Consider the following 14,410-nt stretch of genomic DNA (forward strand, 5'->3'; position numbering starts at 1 on the left):
GCTGCGCAAGGCCGCCGAGCGCTCCGTGGGCGGGCTCTGGGATCGCATCGGACAAGTGCTCGACGCCTTCACACCACAAGAATGCGCCAACTACTTCCGCCACGATGGCTATGCCTCAGCTTGAGCGCCGAACGCTCTAGACGTCGACCTCGGCGTCGAGGGCGTTCGCCTGGATGAACTCGCGGCGCGGCTCGACGAGGTCGCCCATCAGGCGGGTGAACATGTCGTCGGCGTCGTCGGCGTGGTTGACCCTCACCTGCAGGAGGGTGCGCGCGTTAGTGTCGAGCGTCGTCTCCCAGAGCTGGTCGGCGTTCATCTCGCCAAGGCCCTTGTAGCGCTGCACCGTCAGGCCGCGACGGCCGCCCTCCATCACCGCGTTGACCAAGTCGATCGGCCCGCGCACCGGGGTGGTGCGATCGCGGCGCGTGAACACCGCGGGGCCCTCGAAGATCTTGGCGAGCTCCTTGGAGCGTTCCGAGAGCCGGCGGGCGTCGGCGGCGTGCAGCAGGAGCTCGTCGAGCACGATGCGCTCCGAGACCCCGCGCTTGACCCGCGAGAAGACGTAGCCGCCGGCCTCGCCGCGCTCGCCTTCCCAGGGCCCGTCCCCCTCCTCGGCGTAAAGGTCGAGGCGCCGGGCGGCCTTGGCCGGATCGCCCTTGTCGCCCAACAGGCCCGCGAGGGCCGCCTGCTCGACCGCGAACGGCGGCGCCCGCGTCGCCAGGCGTTCGACATTGGCCTTCGCGCCGCGGGCGGTGGTGACCATCGCCAGGAGGTCCTTGCCGGCCAGCCGTTCGCCGCTCGAGAGGTCGAGGGTCGCCCCGTCGACGCCCTCGTCGATCAGGTAGATCTCCAGCTCGGCGTCGTCCTTGAGGTAGCGGATCGACTTGCCCTTGGCGGCCTTATAGAGCGGCGGCTGGGCGATATAGAGGTAGCCGCGCTCGATCACCTCCGGCATTTGCCGGTAGAAGAACGTGAGCAGCAGGGTGCGGATGTGCGCGCCGTCGACGTCGGCGTCGGTCATCAGGATGATCTTGTGGTAGCGGATCTTCTCGATGTCGAAATCGTCGCGGCCGATGCCGGCGCCGAGCGCGGTGATCAGGGTCCCGACCTGCTCGGATGACAGCATCTTGTCGAAGCGGGCGCGCTCGACATTGAGGATCTTGCCCCTGAGCGGCAGGATTGCCTGGTTCTCGCGGTTGCGGGCCTGCTTGGCCGAGCCGCCGGCGCTATCGCCCTCCACCAGGAAGATCTCGGACTTGGCCGGGTCCTTCTCCGAGCAGTCGGCGAGCTTGCCGGGCAGCGAGGTGATGTCGAGCGCGGACTTCCGGCGCGTGAGCTCGCGGGCCTTGCGGGCGGCTTCGCGCGCCGCGGCCGCCTCGGCGATCTTCTGCACGATGAGGCGGGCCTCGTTCGGATGCTCCTCGAACCAGGCGCCGAGGCCCTCGCCGACCAGGCCCTCGACCGCAGGGCGCACCTCCGAGGAGACCAGCTTGTCCTTGGTCTGAGAGGAGAACTTCGGGTCGGGGATCTTGACCGAGAGCACGCAGGTCAGGCCCTCGCGGGCGTCCTCGCCGGAGACGGAGACCTTCTCGCGGCGAGCGGCGCCGGAGGCTTCGGCGTAGTTGGTGACGATCCGGGTCAGCGCCGAGCGGAACGCCGCCAGGTGGGTGCCGCCGTCGCGCTGGGGGATGTTGTTGGTGAAGCAGAGCACGTTCTCGTGGTAGCCGTCGTTCCACCAGAGCGAGAGGTCGAGCTCGACGTTCTCCCGCTTGCCGCGGACCACGATCGGGTCGCGGATGAGCGGCGACTTGGCCTTGTCGAGATGGCGCACGAAGGCCTCGATGCCGCCGTCGTAGTGCATCACCTCCTCGAAAGGCTCGGCCTCGCGGTTGTCCTTCAGCCAAATGGTGACGCCGGAGTTCAGGAAGGCGAGTTCGCGCAGCCGGTGCTCCAGGGTCTTCCGGTCGAACTCGATGAAGGCGAAGGTGCCGGTGGAGGGCAGGAAGCTGACCTCGGTGCCGGTCAGGAATTCGCCGTTCTCGCGCAGCGGGGACTTGCCGACGATGGCCAGAGGGGCGACCGGATCGCCATGGCGGAACTCCATCGCGTGGGTGAAGCCGCCGCGGTGGATGGTCAGCTTCAGCCACTCGGAGAGCGCGTTCACCACCGAGACGCCGACCCCATGCAAGCCGCCGGAGACCTTGTAGGAGTTCTGGTCGAATTTCCCGCCGGCGTGCAGCTGGGTCATGATGACCTCGGCGGCCGAAACGCCCTCGCCCTCGTGGATGTCGGCCGGGATGCCGCGGCCGTCGTCGGTGACGGTGCAGGAGCCGTCGGCCTGCAGGATCACCTCGACGCGGGTGGCGTAGCCGGCCAGCGCCTCGTCGATGGCGTTGTCGACCACCTCGTAGACCATGTGGTGCAGGCCCGAGCCGTCGTCGGTGTCGCCGATGTACATGCCCGGCCGCTTGCGCACGGCGTCCAGGCCCTTGAGGACCTTGATGGATTCCGCGCTGTAGTCGTCGCCGTTCCCGTTGGATTCGGGGCCGGTGGTCTCGTTGTCTTCGCTCATTCGCCTTCCAGCTGGGGCGGGGCGGCTCCGGAAGAGTCGCGCGCACGCGCGCGTAAGGGCCCGCAACAATGTGAGCCCTCTATATAGGGTTTCCGTCTGATTCTGCACGTTTTTGCGCCGGCGGGGCGGCGCTAGAGCGCCGCTAACCCGGAGGCTTCGACACGCACGCCCTGGGCGCGGCCGGCGAGCGCCTCGAACAGTTGCGCATCCGTGCCGGTGAGGAAGGCCTGCAGGCCGGTGGCCTCGATCTCGTCGAACAGGGCGGCGCGGCGGCGCGCATCGAGGTGGGCCGCGACCTCGTCGAGCAGCAGGATCGGCGAGGGCTGGCCCGCGACGCGCGCGAGGCGGGCGGCCTGGGCGAGCACGAGGTTGAGGACGAGCGCCTTCTGCTCGCCGGTGGAGCACTCCGCGGCGGGGCGGTCCTTCTCAGTGTGGACGACGGCGAGGTCGCCGCGATGCGGGCCGGTCAGCGCTCGTCCGGCGGCCGCGTCGCGCGGGCGGGCGGCCTTCAGCGCGCCCAAGAGCCGCGTCTCGATCTCGGCGATGGCGGCGCCGGCGGCGGCCAGCTGCTCCCATTCGCCGGCGAAACTGAGACGCGCCTGCGGGAATGGGCGTTCGCCGCGCTCGGCGATCTCCGCCTGCAGGGCCGACAAGGTCCGGGCGCGGGCCTCGGCCATCAGCGCGCCCGCCTCGGCGAGCCTCGCCTCCAGCGCGTCCAGCCAGGCGGCATCGGCGGAGCCCTCTGTCAGGAGCCGCATGCGCTCGCGAAGCGCCCGCTCGTAGGATTGGGCGTGCGATGCATGGGCGGGCTCGGCGGCGAACACCAGCCGGTCGAAGAAGCGCCGCCGCTCGCCGGCGCCCTCCAAAAACAGCCGGTCCTGCGCCGGCGTGAGCCAGACTTCGCGGAGATGCTCGGCGAGCCGGCCGGGCGGGACGGTCTCGCCCTCGAGGCGCACGGTGCGGCGCGGGGCGCCCGCCTCGGCGACGCCCGTGCCGAGGCGGGTCTCCTCGCCGTCCGCGGAGATCGCCGCGGCGACCGCCCAGGCGCGGCCGCGGGGCTCGCCCGGCAGCCGGCGGCCGACCTCGGCGAGGCTCGCGCCGCGCAGGCCCCGGCCCGGCGTCAGCAGGCTCACCGCCTCCAGGAGGTTGGTCTTGCCGGCCCCGTTCGGTCCGACCAGGAACAGCGGTCGCCCGTCGAGCGCGAGCTCTGCCCGCTCGTAGGAGCGGAAGTCGGTCAGGGTCAGTCGGGTCAGGGCCGTGCGCACGCGCGGGGTGATACCCGGTTTTGCCGCCTAAATTCCAACCGTCATCCCCGACCGCAGCGAAACGGAGAGCCGGGACCCAAGCTGTTCACCATGCGGCGGCCCCGGGGTCCCGGATCGGCCGAGCGGACGTCCGGGATGACGGCGTCGTTGGTGGCCGATTCTCGCGAGCGACGGGCGCGGGGGCGCCTATATGTGCGCGGAAGCACGAGCATCCGGAGGGAGCATGGACCAGAAGGCCAAGGCCGAGGCGTTCGCGAGGCTGCACCACGCGGCGGAGATCCTGGTGCTGCCGAACGCCTGGGACGGGGCGAGCGCGGCGATCCTGGCCGACGCCGGGGCGAAGGCGGTGGCGACGTCGTCGGCGGCGGTGGCGTGGGCGCACGGCTACCCGGACGGCGACAAGCTGCCCCGCGCGCGGCTGATCGCAACCCTCGAGGCGGCCGCCCGCGCGGCGGGCGAGACGCCGCTCACCGCCGACATCGAGGGCGGCTACACCGACGACCTGGGCGAGCTCGCCGAGCTGATCGCGGCGGTGATCGAGGCGGGCGCCGTCGGGATCAACCTGGAGGACGGCCGCCGTTCGCCGGACCTGCACGCCCGCAAGATCGAGGCGGCGCGCAAGGCCGCGGACGCCGCCGGCGTGCCGCTGTTCATCAATGCGCGCACCGATGTGATCCTGAAGGGATTGGCCGAGGGGCACGCGGCCTACGCCGACGTGGCGCAGCGGGCGGCCGGGTACCGCGACGCCGGCGCCGACGGCATCTTCGTGCCGGGAGCGAAAGACGAGGACCTGATCGGGCGACTGGCGGACGCCATCGCCCTGCCGCTCAACATCATGCTGCTGCCGGGGCTCGCGCCGGCCGAGCGGCTGCAGGCGCTGGGCGTGCGCAGGCTGTCCTCGGCGACCGCGCCGTTCCGCGCGACCTATGCGCCGCTCGCCAAGGCGGCGGGCGACTACCTGCAGACCGGCTCCTACGAGGCGTTCTCCGCGGGCGCCGAGGGCCTGGCGAACCTCAACGAGAGGTTCGGGCGTTAGCCGAGCGTCACGATCTCCGGGCGCAGCCGGCCGGCGTCGACGCTCAGGCGGGCGAAGGTGGGTTTTGCGCCTTCGCCGGGCAGCAGCGCGCTGCCGGGATTGACCGCCCAGACGCCGCCGAACTCGGCCGCGGCCGGCTTGTGGGTGGAGGCATAGAGCAGCGCCTCGACTGGGCCGCCGAACGCCCGCGCGAGCGCCTGCGGAAAGTCCGCTGCCGGCTGGAAGGGATCGGCGGAGGCGGCGAGGCCCGCCGCCTGGGCATCGAACACGCAGCCCAGGGCGAGGCCGCCGATCTGGAGGCGCCGGAGCCTGGGCGAGGTCCGCGGGTCGGGCCGGTCGTCGGCGCCGGCGACGCCCACCACCGGCGCGATCTGGGCCAGGCGATCGAGGCCGGCGCTTTCGCCCATGTCGCCGAGGGTGAGGATGAGGTCGCAGCCCTCCACCGCGCGCAGCACAGGATCGGTCCAGTCGGGGCCGCCGCCCGGGTGGATGTGGCAGTCGGCGAGGACGGCGACGGTCCTGGCGGCAATGGTTTCGAGGTCCGGCATGAGCCCCTCCGCGTGTGGACTTTAGCGCAACCTTGACTTCAACTGCACGCCAAAATGGAGGACGTCATGACCGAGCGGGAGATCGAGCAGATCGTCCAGGTGTTCCAGGCCGTCTTCGACGACAGCTTCGGCGAGGGCTTCATGATCGGCAACCGCTCGCTCGCGCTGTTCGTCCGCCATTTCGGCGCGGTGGTCCGGCGAGCCCCCGACCAGGAGCAGGTCTTCAAGCATCTGATCGAGGACGGCCCGCGGGAGCGGGACCGGATGCTGATGCTGGCGCGCGACCGGGGCGATGTCGCGTTGCTGCGGGATCACCCCGTGACGGCGCTCACGCAAGACGCCTACGGCGAGTTCAGCCGGCGCAAGCCCTCGCCGCCGGATTTCCCGGGCTGAGCCGATGAGTCCCCCCGTGGTCGGATCGCCGCCGCCCGCAACCGCGGAGGCCGTGCTGCCGAAGTCGCTGGAATGGTGGCTGGACGGGTTGAAGTGGCTCGTCGCGATCGGCGCGGGCGCCATCGCCTTCGGCATGGCCAGCCTGGAGAAGACGGGATTCTGGGGCGCCTACCTGGCGTTCGCGCTCTATGGCCCGTTGCTGGCGTTCGGAAGCGCGGTGGGCGTCTTCTATCTGTTCAACCGGTACTATCATTCCGGGCTGCGCGAGCTCGGCAAAGCCGCAGACGAGACCGAAGAGGTCCACCAGGCGAACCTCGCGCGCTACCTCAAGCGGTCGAAGGCCTTCTATCGCCTCACGGTCTGGAGCCTCAGCCTCGGCATGCTGCTGTTCGCCGTCTTCGCCGGCGCCTACGTCTGGGACCTTTGGCGCAAGCAGACCGACGAGCGCGTCCTGGCTGTTCAGGCCCTGCCGCCCGGCGGGCCGGACCTGGCGATCGCGCAGACCCATGGACGCGGCTACCTCCTGCATCGTCGTCCCGACGGCTCGCTGGTCTGGCGTCCGCTCAAGCCGCCGCCCTGAAGACGCTCCGCGGGCTGCCGATCGGCTCGGCCGCTTCGCCACGGATGACCTCGCCGCGGCCAGCGCCTATCTTGAACCGATGAGCGACACCCTCGAAGCCCCTCCGGAGACCCTGGGCGAGATCCCGCGCGAGCCGACGCAGGACGGGCCGCGGGTGCGGCTCTATCTGGTGGACGGCTCGGGATTCATTTTCCGGGCGTTCCATGCTCTGCCGCCGCTCACCCGCAAGTCGGACGGGCTGCCGGTGGGGGCGGTCTCGGGCTTCTGCAACATGCTGTGGAAGCTGCTGGTCGACATGAAGGCCGAGGCCGAGGCGCCGACCCACCTGGCGGTGATCTTCGATCACTCGGAGCGGACCTTCCGCAACGAGCTCTACGCGGCCTACAAGGCCCACCGGCCGCCGCCGCCGGAAGACCTGGTCCCGCAGTTCCCGCTGGTGCGCGAGGCGACGCGGGCGTTCGGCGTGCCCTGCCTGGAGCTGCCCGGCTATGAGGCCGACGACCTGATCGCCGCCTACGCCTGCAAGGTGCGCGACCTCGGCGGCGAGGTGGTGATCGTCTCGTCCGACAAGGACCTGATGCAGCTGGTCGGCCCGCAGGTCGCGATGCTCGACACCATGAAGAACGTCCGCATCGGCATCGAGCAGGTGGTCGAGAAGTTCGGCGTTCCGCCGGAGAAGGTCGTCGACGTGCAGGCGCTCTGCGGCGATTCGGTGGACAACGTGCCGGGCGCGCCGGGCATCGGGGTGAAGACCGCCTCGGCGCTTATCACCGAGTACGGCGACCTGGAGACGCTGCTGTCGCGCGCCCACGAGATCAAGCAGGAGAAGCGCCGCCAGACGCTCATCGAGTTCGCCGACCAGATCCGGCTGTCGCGCGAACTGGTGAAGCTGGACTGCGACACGCCGCTGCCCTCGCCGATCGACGAGCTGGCCGTGCGGGCGCCGGAGAGCCAGGCGCTCGCCGAGTTCCTGGAGAAGATGGAGTTCCGCACCATCGCCCAGCGCGTCGAGACGCACCTGCGCGGCGAGGCGCCGCCGGCCACGCCCGCGCCGGAGGTCAAGGCGCCGGAGCCGCCGAGGCACGCGCCGATCGACCTGGAGTCCTACGCCTGCGTGCGCGACATCGCGACGCTCGAGGCCTGGATCGCCCGCGCCCACGAGGCCGGGGTGATCGCCTTCGACACCGAGACCGATGCGCTCTCCTCGTCCAGCGCCAGCCTGTGCGGCGTGTCGCTGGCGGTGGCCCCCGGCGAGGCCTGCTACGTGCCGGTCGGCCACAAGCACGCCGACGAGGGGCTGGAGCTGGAAGCCCGCGAGGATCTGGCGCAGATCCCGCTGGAGGCGGCGCTGGCGCGGCTGAAGCCGCTGTTCGAGGACCCGTCGGTCCTGAAGGTGGCGCAGAACGGCAAGTACGACATGGCCGTCCTCTCCCGCTACGGGATCGAGGTGGCGCCGATCGACGACACCATGCTGATCAGCTTCGCGCTGGAAGGCGGTCTGCATAAGAGCCACGGCATGGACGAGCTCGCCAAGCGTCTGCTCGACCACGAGCCGATCAGCTTCAAGAAGGTGGCGGGGACGGGCCGCGGCCAGAAGAGCTTCGCCCACGTCGACCTGAAGGGGGCGACCTGCTACGCCGCCGAAGACGCCGACGTGACGCTCAGGCTCTACGAGCACCTGCGCCCGAGGCTGGCGCGCGAGGGGCTGCTCACCGTCTACGAGACGCTCGAGCGGCCGATGCCGAAGGTGCTGGTCGAGATGGAGCTGGCCGGCGTCAAGGTCGACCCCGACCGGCTGCGGGAGCTGTCCAACGACTTCTCGGTGCGGATGGCCGAGCTGGAGGCCAAGGCGCACGAGCTGGCCGGCCGGCCGTTCAACCTGGGCTCGCCCAAGCAGATCGGCGAGGTGCTGTTCAAGGAGATGGGGCTGGGTTCGGGCCGGTTCACCGCCACCGGCCAGCTCTCCACCGACGCCTCTCTGCTGGAGGAGCTGGCCGCGCAGGGCCACGAGCTGCCCAGGACGCTGCTGGACTGGCGCCAGCTCTCCAAGCTGAAGGGCACCTACACCGACAACCTGGTCGAGGCGATCGATCCCAAAACGGGGCGGGTGCACACCTCGTTCGCGCTGGCGGCGGCGACCACCGGACGGCTCGCCTCGACCGATCCGAACCTGCAGAACATCCCGATCCGCACCGAGGAAGGCCGCAAGATCCGCCGCTGCTTCATCGCCGAGCCCGGCAATGTGCTGATCAGCGCCGACTATTCGCAGATCGAGCTTCGGCTGCTGGCCCATATCGGCGACATCGCCCAGCTGAAGAAGGCCTTCGCCGAGGGGCTGGACATCCACGCCTCCACCGCCTCGGAGATGTTCGGCGTGCCGGTCGAGGGCATGCCCGCCGAGACCCGCCGGCGGGCCAAGGCGATCAACTTCGGCATCGTCTACGGGATCTCGGCCTTCGGGCTCTCCAACCAGCTCGGCATCCCCCGGGAAGAGGCCGGCGCCTACATCAAGACCTACTTCGAGCGGTTCCCCGGCATCCGCACCTACATGGACCGGCAGATCCAGCAGGTGCGCAGCCAGGCGTTCGTCACCACCATCTTCGCCCGCAAGGTCCACATCCCCGCCGCGCGCGGCAAGAGCCAGGCCGAGCGCAGCTTCGCCGACCGGGCGGCGATCAACGCCCCGATCCAGGGCGCGGCCGCCGACATCATGCGCCGGGCGATGATCCGCATGCCGGGCGCGCTGAAGGCGGCGGGGCTGCAAGCCAGGATGCTGCTGCAGGTGCACGACGAGCTGGTGTTCGAGGCGCCCGAGGCCGAGGCGGAGGCGGTGATCGCCGTCGCCAGAGAGGTGATGGCCCGCGCCCCGGAGCCGGCGGCGGCGATCTCCGTGCCGCTAGTCGTCGACGCTCGCGCCGCCGCGAACTGGGACGACGCGCACTGAACCACCCGGTCATTCCCGCGGAGGCGGGAAGTCCAAGCCTGCGCGGGGTACGGGCGGTTCAGGTGGCGGGCGGCGCAGGCGCTGTGTAGCGGGCGAGGTCGGAGAGACCGAGGCGCTGCTCGATGCCGGCCACCTGCTCCAGCGCCAGGTCGAAGCCGTCGCCCTTGAAGGTCTGGTGCTCGATGTCCTCGAACTTGTCGGACCAGCTGTCGAGCTCCTTGGCGTTCAGCGAATCGCGCCAGGCCTGGAAGACGACGGTGTCCTCCATGGCCGCATGGATCTCGTACATCCGCGCGAAGCTCTCCAGGGCTGCGGCGAGCGGCTCGGCCTGGCCGGTCCCGAGCCGGCCCGATGTCGCCAGGCCCGTGACGTAGTCGTTGATTTCGCGGCCGCGCCGGTGCTGCGCGATCAAGGTGTCGATGAGGCTGGATCCCGCGCCGCCGGCCTTCTTCACCATGGGGAAGATGTGCGCTTCCTCGAGCGCCTTCTCGTGATAGTTCTCGCCAAACCTGCGGAACAGGTCGGCGGCCTGGCCGAGCGCGGCGAGGTCGAGGGTTGCGGCCGCCGCGCGGATCACCCCGGCGGTCTCGCGGTAGATCACCAACAGGCGGCGCAGCACGCCGTGTTCGCGCATCAGGTCCTCGGTCGCCGAGACGTCGGCGGCGCCCTTCTTGCCGGCGTCGGCGGCGGGCTTGGCGCAGCCAGGCAGGCTCAGCACCGCGCCCGCGGTCAGCAGGCCGGCCGCGGCGAAGGCGGCCCGGCGGGACGGATCGGCGGGCTCGAAGACCATGGCGAAGCGTCCTCCTGCGATCGAACGCGGCGAAGCCTAGGCGCTCAGAATGCGCCCTGTCTCGCGCGGCTGCGTTGCGCTTCGGTTTCAGCGGCGTCGCGCCGACGCTATCGCAGGCAGGTGTCCTGTGCCACGTTTCACCCCGGCCGCCGCGGCCGGACAGCCGGCGCGGCGAAGGATGGGGAGGCCTCGATGTCCATCGGAAGCGAATTCAAGGAATTCATCGCGCGCGGCAACGTCATCGACCTGGCGGTCGGCGTGATCATCGGCGGCGCGTTCGGCAAGATCGTGTCCAGCCTCGTCGACCAGGTGATCATGCCGCCGATCGGGCTGGTGACCGGCGGCATCGACTTCGCGCAGATGAAGATCGTGCTGAAGGCCGCCGACCCGGCCGCGAAACGGACCGAGGTGGCCATCCAGTACGGCGCGTTCCTGAACACCGTGATCCAGTTCGTGATCATCGGCATCGTGATCTTCCTGCTGGTCAAGGCGATCAACAACCTGCGCCGGCAGGAAGCGGCGGCGCCGGCCGCCACGCCGCCCGCGCCCACCAAGACCGAGGCGTTGCTGGAGGACATCCGCGACGCGATCCGCAGCCGGAGCTGAAACCCGGCGGCCGGACGCGGCGGTCAGGGGCGGGGGAGTCTGGTGGAGCCGAGGGGGGTCGAACCCCTGACCTCTACATTGCGAACGTAGCGCTCTACCAACTGAGCTACGGCCCCACGCGAAGCCGCGGAATAAGGCGGCTGGGGCCTCTCCTGTCAAGCGGCCCCCGCGCGCGGCGGCGGGCCGCAGGGCGTGCGCCCGGCGGCTTTGCTGCGGCGCCAAAGCCGGGTAGAAGCGGCGCACATGGGCAACCTTTTCGGATTCATCTACTTCATCGTCAATGCGCTGCTGGCGCTGCTCATCTGGGCGATCATCATCAGCGCGATCATCTCCTGGCTGGTCGCCTTCGACGTGATCAACTTGCGGAACCGCATCGTCCATTCGATCACCCGCTTCCTGGACGCGGTGACCCGGCCGGTGCTGCGGCCGTTCCAGAGGATCATTCCGCCGCTCGGCGGGGTGGACATCACCCCGATCCTGGCGATCCTCATCCTGCAGGGCCTGAGGATCTACATCCTGCCGATGATCTTCGGGCCGCTGCAGGCGATGTAGCCGCTCAGGGGTTCCAGGCGCGCTCGCCGTGGGCGGCGAGGTCGAGGCCCTCCTCGATCACCTCCTCGCGGGCCCGAAGGCCCACCGTCTTCTCGCAGAAGAACGCGAGCCCGAAGGTGGCGATCGCCGACCAGCCGACGGTGGCGACGACGCCCAGGGCCTGGGTGGCGAGCTGGCCCGGCATGTCGACGCCCGGCGCGTAGCCGGCGCCGCCCAGCGGCTTGGCGGCCAGCACCGCGACCAGCAGCACGCCCAGCATGCCGCCCACCCCGTGGACCGCGAAGACATCGAGCGCGTCGTCGATCTTCACCCGATGGCGCACGAACTCGACGGCGTTGTAGCAGATGAGGCTGGCCGCCGCGCCGATCGCCGCGCCCGCGATTGGACCGACGAAGCCGGACGCCGGGGTCACCGTGGCGAGCCCGGCGACGACGCCGGTCACCATGCCAACCATGCTGGCGCGCTTGAAGCGGATCCATTCGATCAGCGCCCAAACAAGACCGGCGCTGGCGGCCGAGAGGTGGGTGGCGATGAGGGCGGCTGCGGCGTCTCCGTTGGCGGCCAGCGCCGAGCCGGCGTTGAAGCCGTACCAGCCGACCCACAGCATGCCCGCCCCGATCATCGTCAGGCCGGGATTGTGCGGCGGCGACAGCTCCCGCGGGTAGCCGTCGCGCGGGCCGAGCCGCCAGGCGAGCACGATCGCCGAGGTCCCCGCGGTGGCGTGCACGACCAGGCCGCCGGCGTAGTCCATGACGTGGCGGCTCATCAGCCAGCCGCCGCCCCACACCCAGTGGGCGACCGGCGCATAGACCACGAACAGCCACAGCCCGGAGAAGACCAGCACGGCGGCGAAGCGGATACGCTCGACGAAGGCCCCCACGATCAGCGCCGGGGTGATCACCGCAAAGGTCATCTGGAAGGCGAAGAACAGAGTCTCGGGCAGGCTGCCGGCGACGCTCTCGCGGCCGACGCCCATGAGCCCGAACTTGGCGAGGTCGCCGATCAGCGGCGCGGTCCCGGAGAACGCCAGGCTGTAGGCCCCGAACAGCCACAGCACCGAGGCGAGGCAGGCGATCGCCACGCAATGCATCATCACCGAAAGCACGTTCTTCATGCGCACCAGGCCGGCGTAGAACAGCGCCAGCCCCGGCAGCGTCATGAACAGCACGAGCGCAGTGGCCGAGAGCACCCAGGCGGTGTTCGCCGGATCGATCTTGCCCATGGATGACGTCCCCGAAGCACAGGGCGCCCGGACTCGCAGGCGCCGCCCCCGCGGCCGAATAGCCGCAAAGCTCGGCCGGGGCAAAGCCTGAACACCGGACCGACGGCGGGGCCGATCGCCTCATGCCCCGGCCGCCCGCGGGTCGGCGATATTTCCGCAACCAAGCCGGAACCTATCATTTGAGACCGGGTTGTGCGGGCGGCCTCTCGACGACTTGCCTGTCGGATAAGAGGGGCTCCGGTCGACCCGGCCTGACAACCCTGGCATCCCCCCGACCAAGCCGGGTCGACCATCCTTCACCCTTCCGCCTGGAACAGCCCCGCCGCTGGCCGGTTCTTTCCCGCGAAGCCGTCTGCGAGTGGGAGATCCGTCATGGCCGATCGGCGCAACGAGCAAGACCCGGGACGCCTAGGCTATCCGCAGCTCGGGTATGGTCGCGGCTACGGCCGCGACTTCGGCGGCGGCGGCCGGAACCAGGGCTACGACGGCAGCTGGGGCGAGGGCTATGGCGCGAGTCTCGGCCCCTCCGACTACCGCGAGGGTTTCGCCGGCGCCGACCGAAGCGCGCCCGGCTTCGGCGGCCGCGAGGACTTCGCCGGCGACGACCGCACCTGGATGGACGCCCGCGCCGAGGAGAACCGGCCCCTGGCGGGGCCCCACGCCGGCAAGGGACCGCAGGGCTGGACGCGCACCGACGCGCGGCTGAAGGAGCAGGTCTGCGAGGCGCTGATGCAGGACCGGTTGCTCGACGCCCGCGGCATCGAGGTGGCGACGGAGGGCGGCGTCGTCACCCTGAACGGCACGGTCGCCGCGGCCGCCGGCGTGCGACTCGCCGAGACCATCGTGCGCCGCTGCGGCGGGGTGAAGGACGTGAGCAACAACCTCACGGTCGCGCCGCCCCGAACGCCTGACGAGCGCGCGCCGCTCGGAGCCGAGACCGGCGCGCGCTCGCCGCTGCAGGAAGGCGAGCACGACGAGAGCGGCCGCGAGGAAGGCCCGCGCCACTTCCCGAAGCTGGCGATGTGAGGCTCGGCAGGGCTCGTATCCTGGGTCCCTGATCGGCCTTGCGGGCCGTCCGGGATGACGGAACATTGGACGCATGTCGCGATCCGACCTCGCCCGCATGATCGCCGAGGCGCGCCGGCTGGTGGTGTTCACCGGCGCCGGCGCCTCCACCGAATCCGGCATCCCCGACTTCCGCTCGCCGGGGGGCGTCTGGAGCCGGATGAAGCCGATCTATTTCCAGGACTTCGTCGCCGACCCGGCCCGGCGGCGCGAAGCCTGGGAGCGGGCGTTCACCGGCCGCGCCGGCTGGACCGGACGGGCGCCCAACGCCGGCCACTTCGCGGTGGCGCGGTTGGTGGCCGACGGCAAGTGCGCGGCGGTCATCACCCAGAATGTCGACAACCTGCACCAGGATTCCGGCGTGCCGGCGGAGAAGGTGATCGAGCTGCACGGCAACGCGAGCTACGCGGCATGCCTCGACTGCGGCGAGCGCCACGAACTCGCCGAGCTGAAGGAGGGCTTCCTCAAGGCCGGCGAGATCCCCTACTGCCGCGCCTGCGGGGGGCTGGTGAAGACCGCCACCATCTCCTTCGGCCAGCCGATGCCAGCCGGGCCGATGGCCCGGGCGGAGGCGGAGACGCTGGCCTGCGACCTGTTCCTGGTGCTGGGCTCCTCGCTGGTGGTCTATCCCGCGGCGGGGTTCCCGCTGCTCGCCAAGCGCAACGGGGCCAGGCTCGCCATCGTCAACCGCGAGCCCACCGACCTCGACAGGTTCGCCGACCTCGTGCTGCACGATGAGATCGGGCCGGTGATGAGCGGCGTCGTGCCGGCGAACTGAGCGGGGTCGCGGGCCGCGAGCTCCTGGAAGAACTCGTCCCAGGTGATCTGCCGTAGCGG

Annotated in this window: 13 protein-coding genes, 1 tRNA gene and 1 pseudogene; 9 read left to right on the top strand and 6 right to left on the bottom strand. The window is 70.7% G+C overall.

Translation table 11 applies throughout. The features are described 5' to 3' along the window. A pseudogene (locus Q0W60_RS06490) lies at nt 1-124 on the top strand (IS630 family transposase); the annotation flags it as partial. Nucleotides 125-136: 12 nt separating this feature from the next. Here Q0W60_RS06490 and gyrB read toward each other — a convergent pair. Both gyrB and recF read right to left on the bottom strand, forming a co-directional pair. Then, nucleotides 137-2,572, bottom strand: coding sequence for a DNA topoisomerase (ATP-hydrolyzing) subunit B (gene gyrB / locus Q0W60_RS06495; RefSeq protein WP_297693771.1), 2,436 nt, complete (start codon nt 2,570-2,572; stop codon nt 137-139). Between the two features lie 131 nt (nt 2,573-2,703). After that, nucleotides 2,704-3,837, bottom strand: coding sequence for a DNA replication/repair protein RecF (gene recF, locus Q0W60_RS06500; protein WP_297693773.1), 1,134 nt, complete (start codon nt 3,835-3,837; stop codon nt 2,704-2,706). Between the two features lie 223 nt (nt 3,838-4,060). On the opposite strand from recF, the gene Q0W60_RS06505 reads away from it, so the two are divergent. Then, the gene (locus Q0W60_RS06505; RefSeq protein WP_297693775.1) at nt 4,061-4,873 is read left to right on the top strand and encodes an isocitrate lyase/phosphoenolpyruvate mutase family protein; all 813 of its coding nucleotides are present in this window, start codon (nt 4,061-4,063) and stop codon (nt 4,871-4,873) included. Here the strand turns inward: Q0W60_RS06505 and Q0W60_RS06510 are convergent. Beyond that, entirely contained in the window at nt 4,870-5,421 is a 552-nt protein-coding gene (locus tag Q0W60_RS06510; protein WP_297693777.1) for a metallophosphoesterase family protein, read from the bottom strand. The two genes, Q0W60_RS06505 and Q0W60_RS06510, sit on opposite strands and share 4 nt — an antisense overlap. A gap of 66 nt (nt 5,422-5,487) precedes the next feature. Between Q0W60_RS06510 and Q0W60_RS06515 the strand changes: the two genes are divergently transcribed. The 3 genes from Q0W60_RS06515 to polA all read left to right on the top strand — a co-directional run bounded on the left by Q0W60_RS06515 (nt 5,488) and on the right by polA (nt 9,338). Continuing rightward, nucleotides 5,488-5,814: a hypothetical protein gene (locus Q0W60_RS06515; protein ID WP_297693779.1), complete on the top strand. Its 327-nt coding sequence runs from the start codon at nt 5,488-5,490 to the stop codon at nt 5,812-5,814. A 4-nt stretch (nt 5,815-5,818) separates the two neighbouring features. Continuing rightward, the gene (locus Q0W60_RS06520) at nt 5,819-6,394 is read left to right on the top strand and encodes a hypothetical protein (protein ID WP_297693781.1); all 576 of its coding nucleotides are present in this window, start codon (nt 5,819-5,821) and stop codon (nt 6,392-6,394) included. 79 nt (nt 6,395-6,473) lie between these two features. Next, a complete protein-coding gene (gene polA, locus Q0W60_RS06525; protein WP_297693783.1) occupies nt 6,474-9,338 on the top strand; it encodes a DNA polymerase I in 2,865 nt (954 codons plus the stop codon). Nucleotides 9,339-9,396: 58 nt separating this feature from the next. Here polA and Q0W60_RS06530 read toward each other — a convergent pair whose 3' ends face one another. Further along, nucleotides 9,397-10,128 (bottom strand): hemerythrin domain-containing protein, encoded by a 732-nt coding sequence (locus tag Q0W60_RS06530; RefSeq protein WP_297693786.1) that lies wholly within the window; start codon nt 10,126-10,128, stop codon nt 9,397-9,399. A 192-nt stretch (nt 10,129-10,320) separates the two neighbouring features. Here Q0W60_RS06530 and mscL point away from each other — a divergent pair, with 192 nt between their 5' ends. Continuing rightward, nucleotides 10,321-10,734, top strand: a complete 414-nt coding sequence (gene mscL / locus Q0W60_RS06535; protein ID WP_297693788.1) for a large-conductance mechanosensitive channel protein MscL — start codon at nt 10,321-10,323, stop codon at nt 10,732-10,734. A gap of 40 nt (nt 10,735-10,774) precedes the next feature. Here mscL and Q0W60_RS06540 read toward each other — a convergent pair. Beyond that, nucleotides 10,775-10,850 (bottom strand) — tRNA-Ala (locus Q0W60_RS06540). A gap of 127 nt (nt 10,851-10,977) precedes the next feature. On the opposite strand from Q0W60_RS06540, the gene Q0W60_RS06545 reads away from it, so the two are divergent. Continuing rightward, nucleotides 10,978-11,286 carry a YggT family protein gene (locus tag Q0W60_RS06545; RefSeq protein ID WP_297693790.1) on the top strand — a complete coding sequence of 103 codons (309 nt, stop codon included), beginning with the start codon at nt 10,978-10,980 and terminating at the stop codon, nt 11,284-11,286. A 4-nt stretch (nt 11,287-11,290) separates the two neighbouring features. Here Q0W60_RS06545 and Q0W60_RS06550 read toward each other — a convergent pair whose 3' ends face one another. Next, nucleotides 11,291-12,508: an ammonium transporter gene (locus Q0W60_RS06550; RefSeq protein ID WP_297693791.1), complete on the bottom strand. Its 1,218-nt coding sequence runs from the start codon at nt 12,506-12,508 to the stop codon at nt 11,291-11,293. A 372-nt stretch (nt 12,509-12,880) separates the two neighbouring features. Between Q0W60_RS06550 and Q0W60_RS06555 the strand changes: the two genes are divergently transcribed. Together Q0W60_RS06555 and Q0W60_RS06560 are read left to right on the top strand one after the other, a co-directional pair. Next, nucleotides 12,881-13,534 carry a BON domain-containing protein gene (locus tag Q0W60_RS06555; protein WP_297693792.1) on the top strand — a complete coding sequence of 218 codons (654 nt, stop codon included), beginning with the start codon at nt 12,881-12,883 and terminating at the stop codon, nt 13,532-13,534. Between the two features lie 73 nt (nt 13,535-13,607). Beyond that, the gene (locus tag Q0W60_RS06560) at nt 13,608-14,351 is read left to right on the top strand and encodes a Sir2 family NAD-dependent protein deacetylase (RefSeq protein WP_297693794.1); all 744 of its coding nucleotides are present in this window, start codon (nt 13,608-13,610) and stop codon (nt 14,349-14,351) included. Nucleotides 14,352-14,410 lie beyond the last annotated feature (59 nt).

Origin of the sequence: Phenylobacterium sp. (assembly GCF_025934275.1) — a bacterium.
Taxonomy (GTDB): Bacteria; Pseudomonadota; Alphaproteobacteria; order Caulobacterales; family Caulobacteraceae; genus Phenylobacterium.

Excerpts from the sequence above, each read along its gene's own strand:
- Q0W60_RS06520 (WP_297693781.1), top strand. The coding sequence starts at position 5,819 with ATGAGTCCCCCCGTGGTCGGATCGCCGCCGCCCGCAACCGCGGAGGCC.
- gyrB (WP_297693771.1), bottom strand. The coding sequence starts at position 2,572 with ATGAGCGAAGACAACGAGACCACCGGCCCCGAATCCAACGGGAACGGC.
- Q0W60_RS06550 (WP_297693791.1), bottom strand. The coding sequence starts at position 12,508 with ATGGGCAAGATCGATCCGGCGAACACCGCCTGGGTGCTCTCGGCCACT.
- Q0W60_RS06545 (WP_297693790.1), top strand. The coding sequence starts at position 10,978 with ATGGGCAACCTTTTCGGATTCATCTACTTCATCGTCAATGCGCTGCTG.
- Q0W60_RS06555 (WP_297693792.1), top strand. The coding sequence starts at position 12,881 with ATGGCCGATCGGCGCAACGAGCAAGACCCGGGACGCCTAGGCTATCCG.
- Q0W60_RS06510 (WP_297693777.1), bottom strand. The coding sequence starts at position 5,421 with ATGCCGGACCTCGAAACCATTGCCGCCAGGACCGTCGCCGTCCTCGCC.
- mscL (WP_297693788.1), top strand. The coding sequence starts at position 10,321 with ATGTCCATCGGAAGCGAATTCAAGGAATTCATCGCGCGCGGCAACGTC.
- Q0W60_RS06530 (WP_297693786.1), bottom strand. The coding sequence starts at position 10,128 with ATGGTCTTCGAGCCCGCCGATCCGTCCCGCCGGGCCGCCTTCGCCGCG.
- Q0W60_RS06515 (WP_297693779.1), top strand. The coding sequence starts at position 5,488 with ATGACCGAGCGGGAGATCGAGCAGATCGTCCAGGTGTTCCAGGCCGTC.
- Q0W60_RS06505 (WP_297693775.1), top strand. The coding sequence starts at position 4,061 with ATGGACCAGAAGGCCAAGGCCGAGGCGTTCGCGAGGCTGCACCACGCG.
- Q0W60_RS06560 (WP_297693794.1), top strand. The coding sequence starts at position 13,608 with ATGTCGCGATCCGACCTCGCCCGCATGATCGCCGAGGCGCGCCGGCTG.
- polA (WP_297693783.1), top strand. The coding sequence starts at position 6,474 with ATGAGCGACACCCTCGAAGCCCCTCCGGAGACCCTGGGCGAGATCCCG.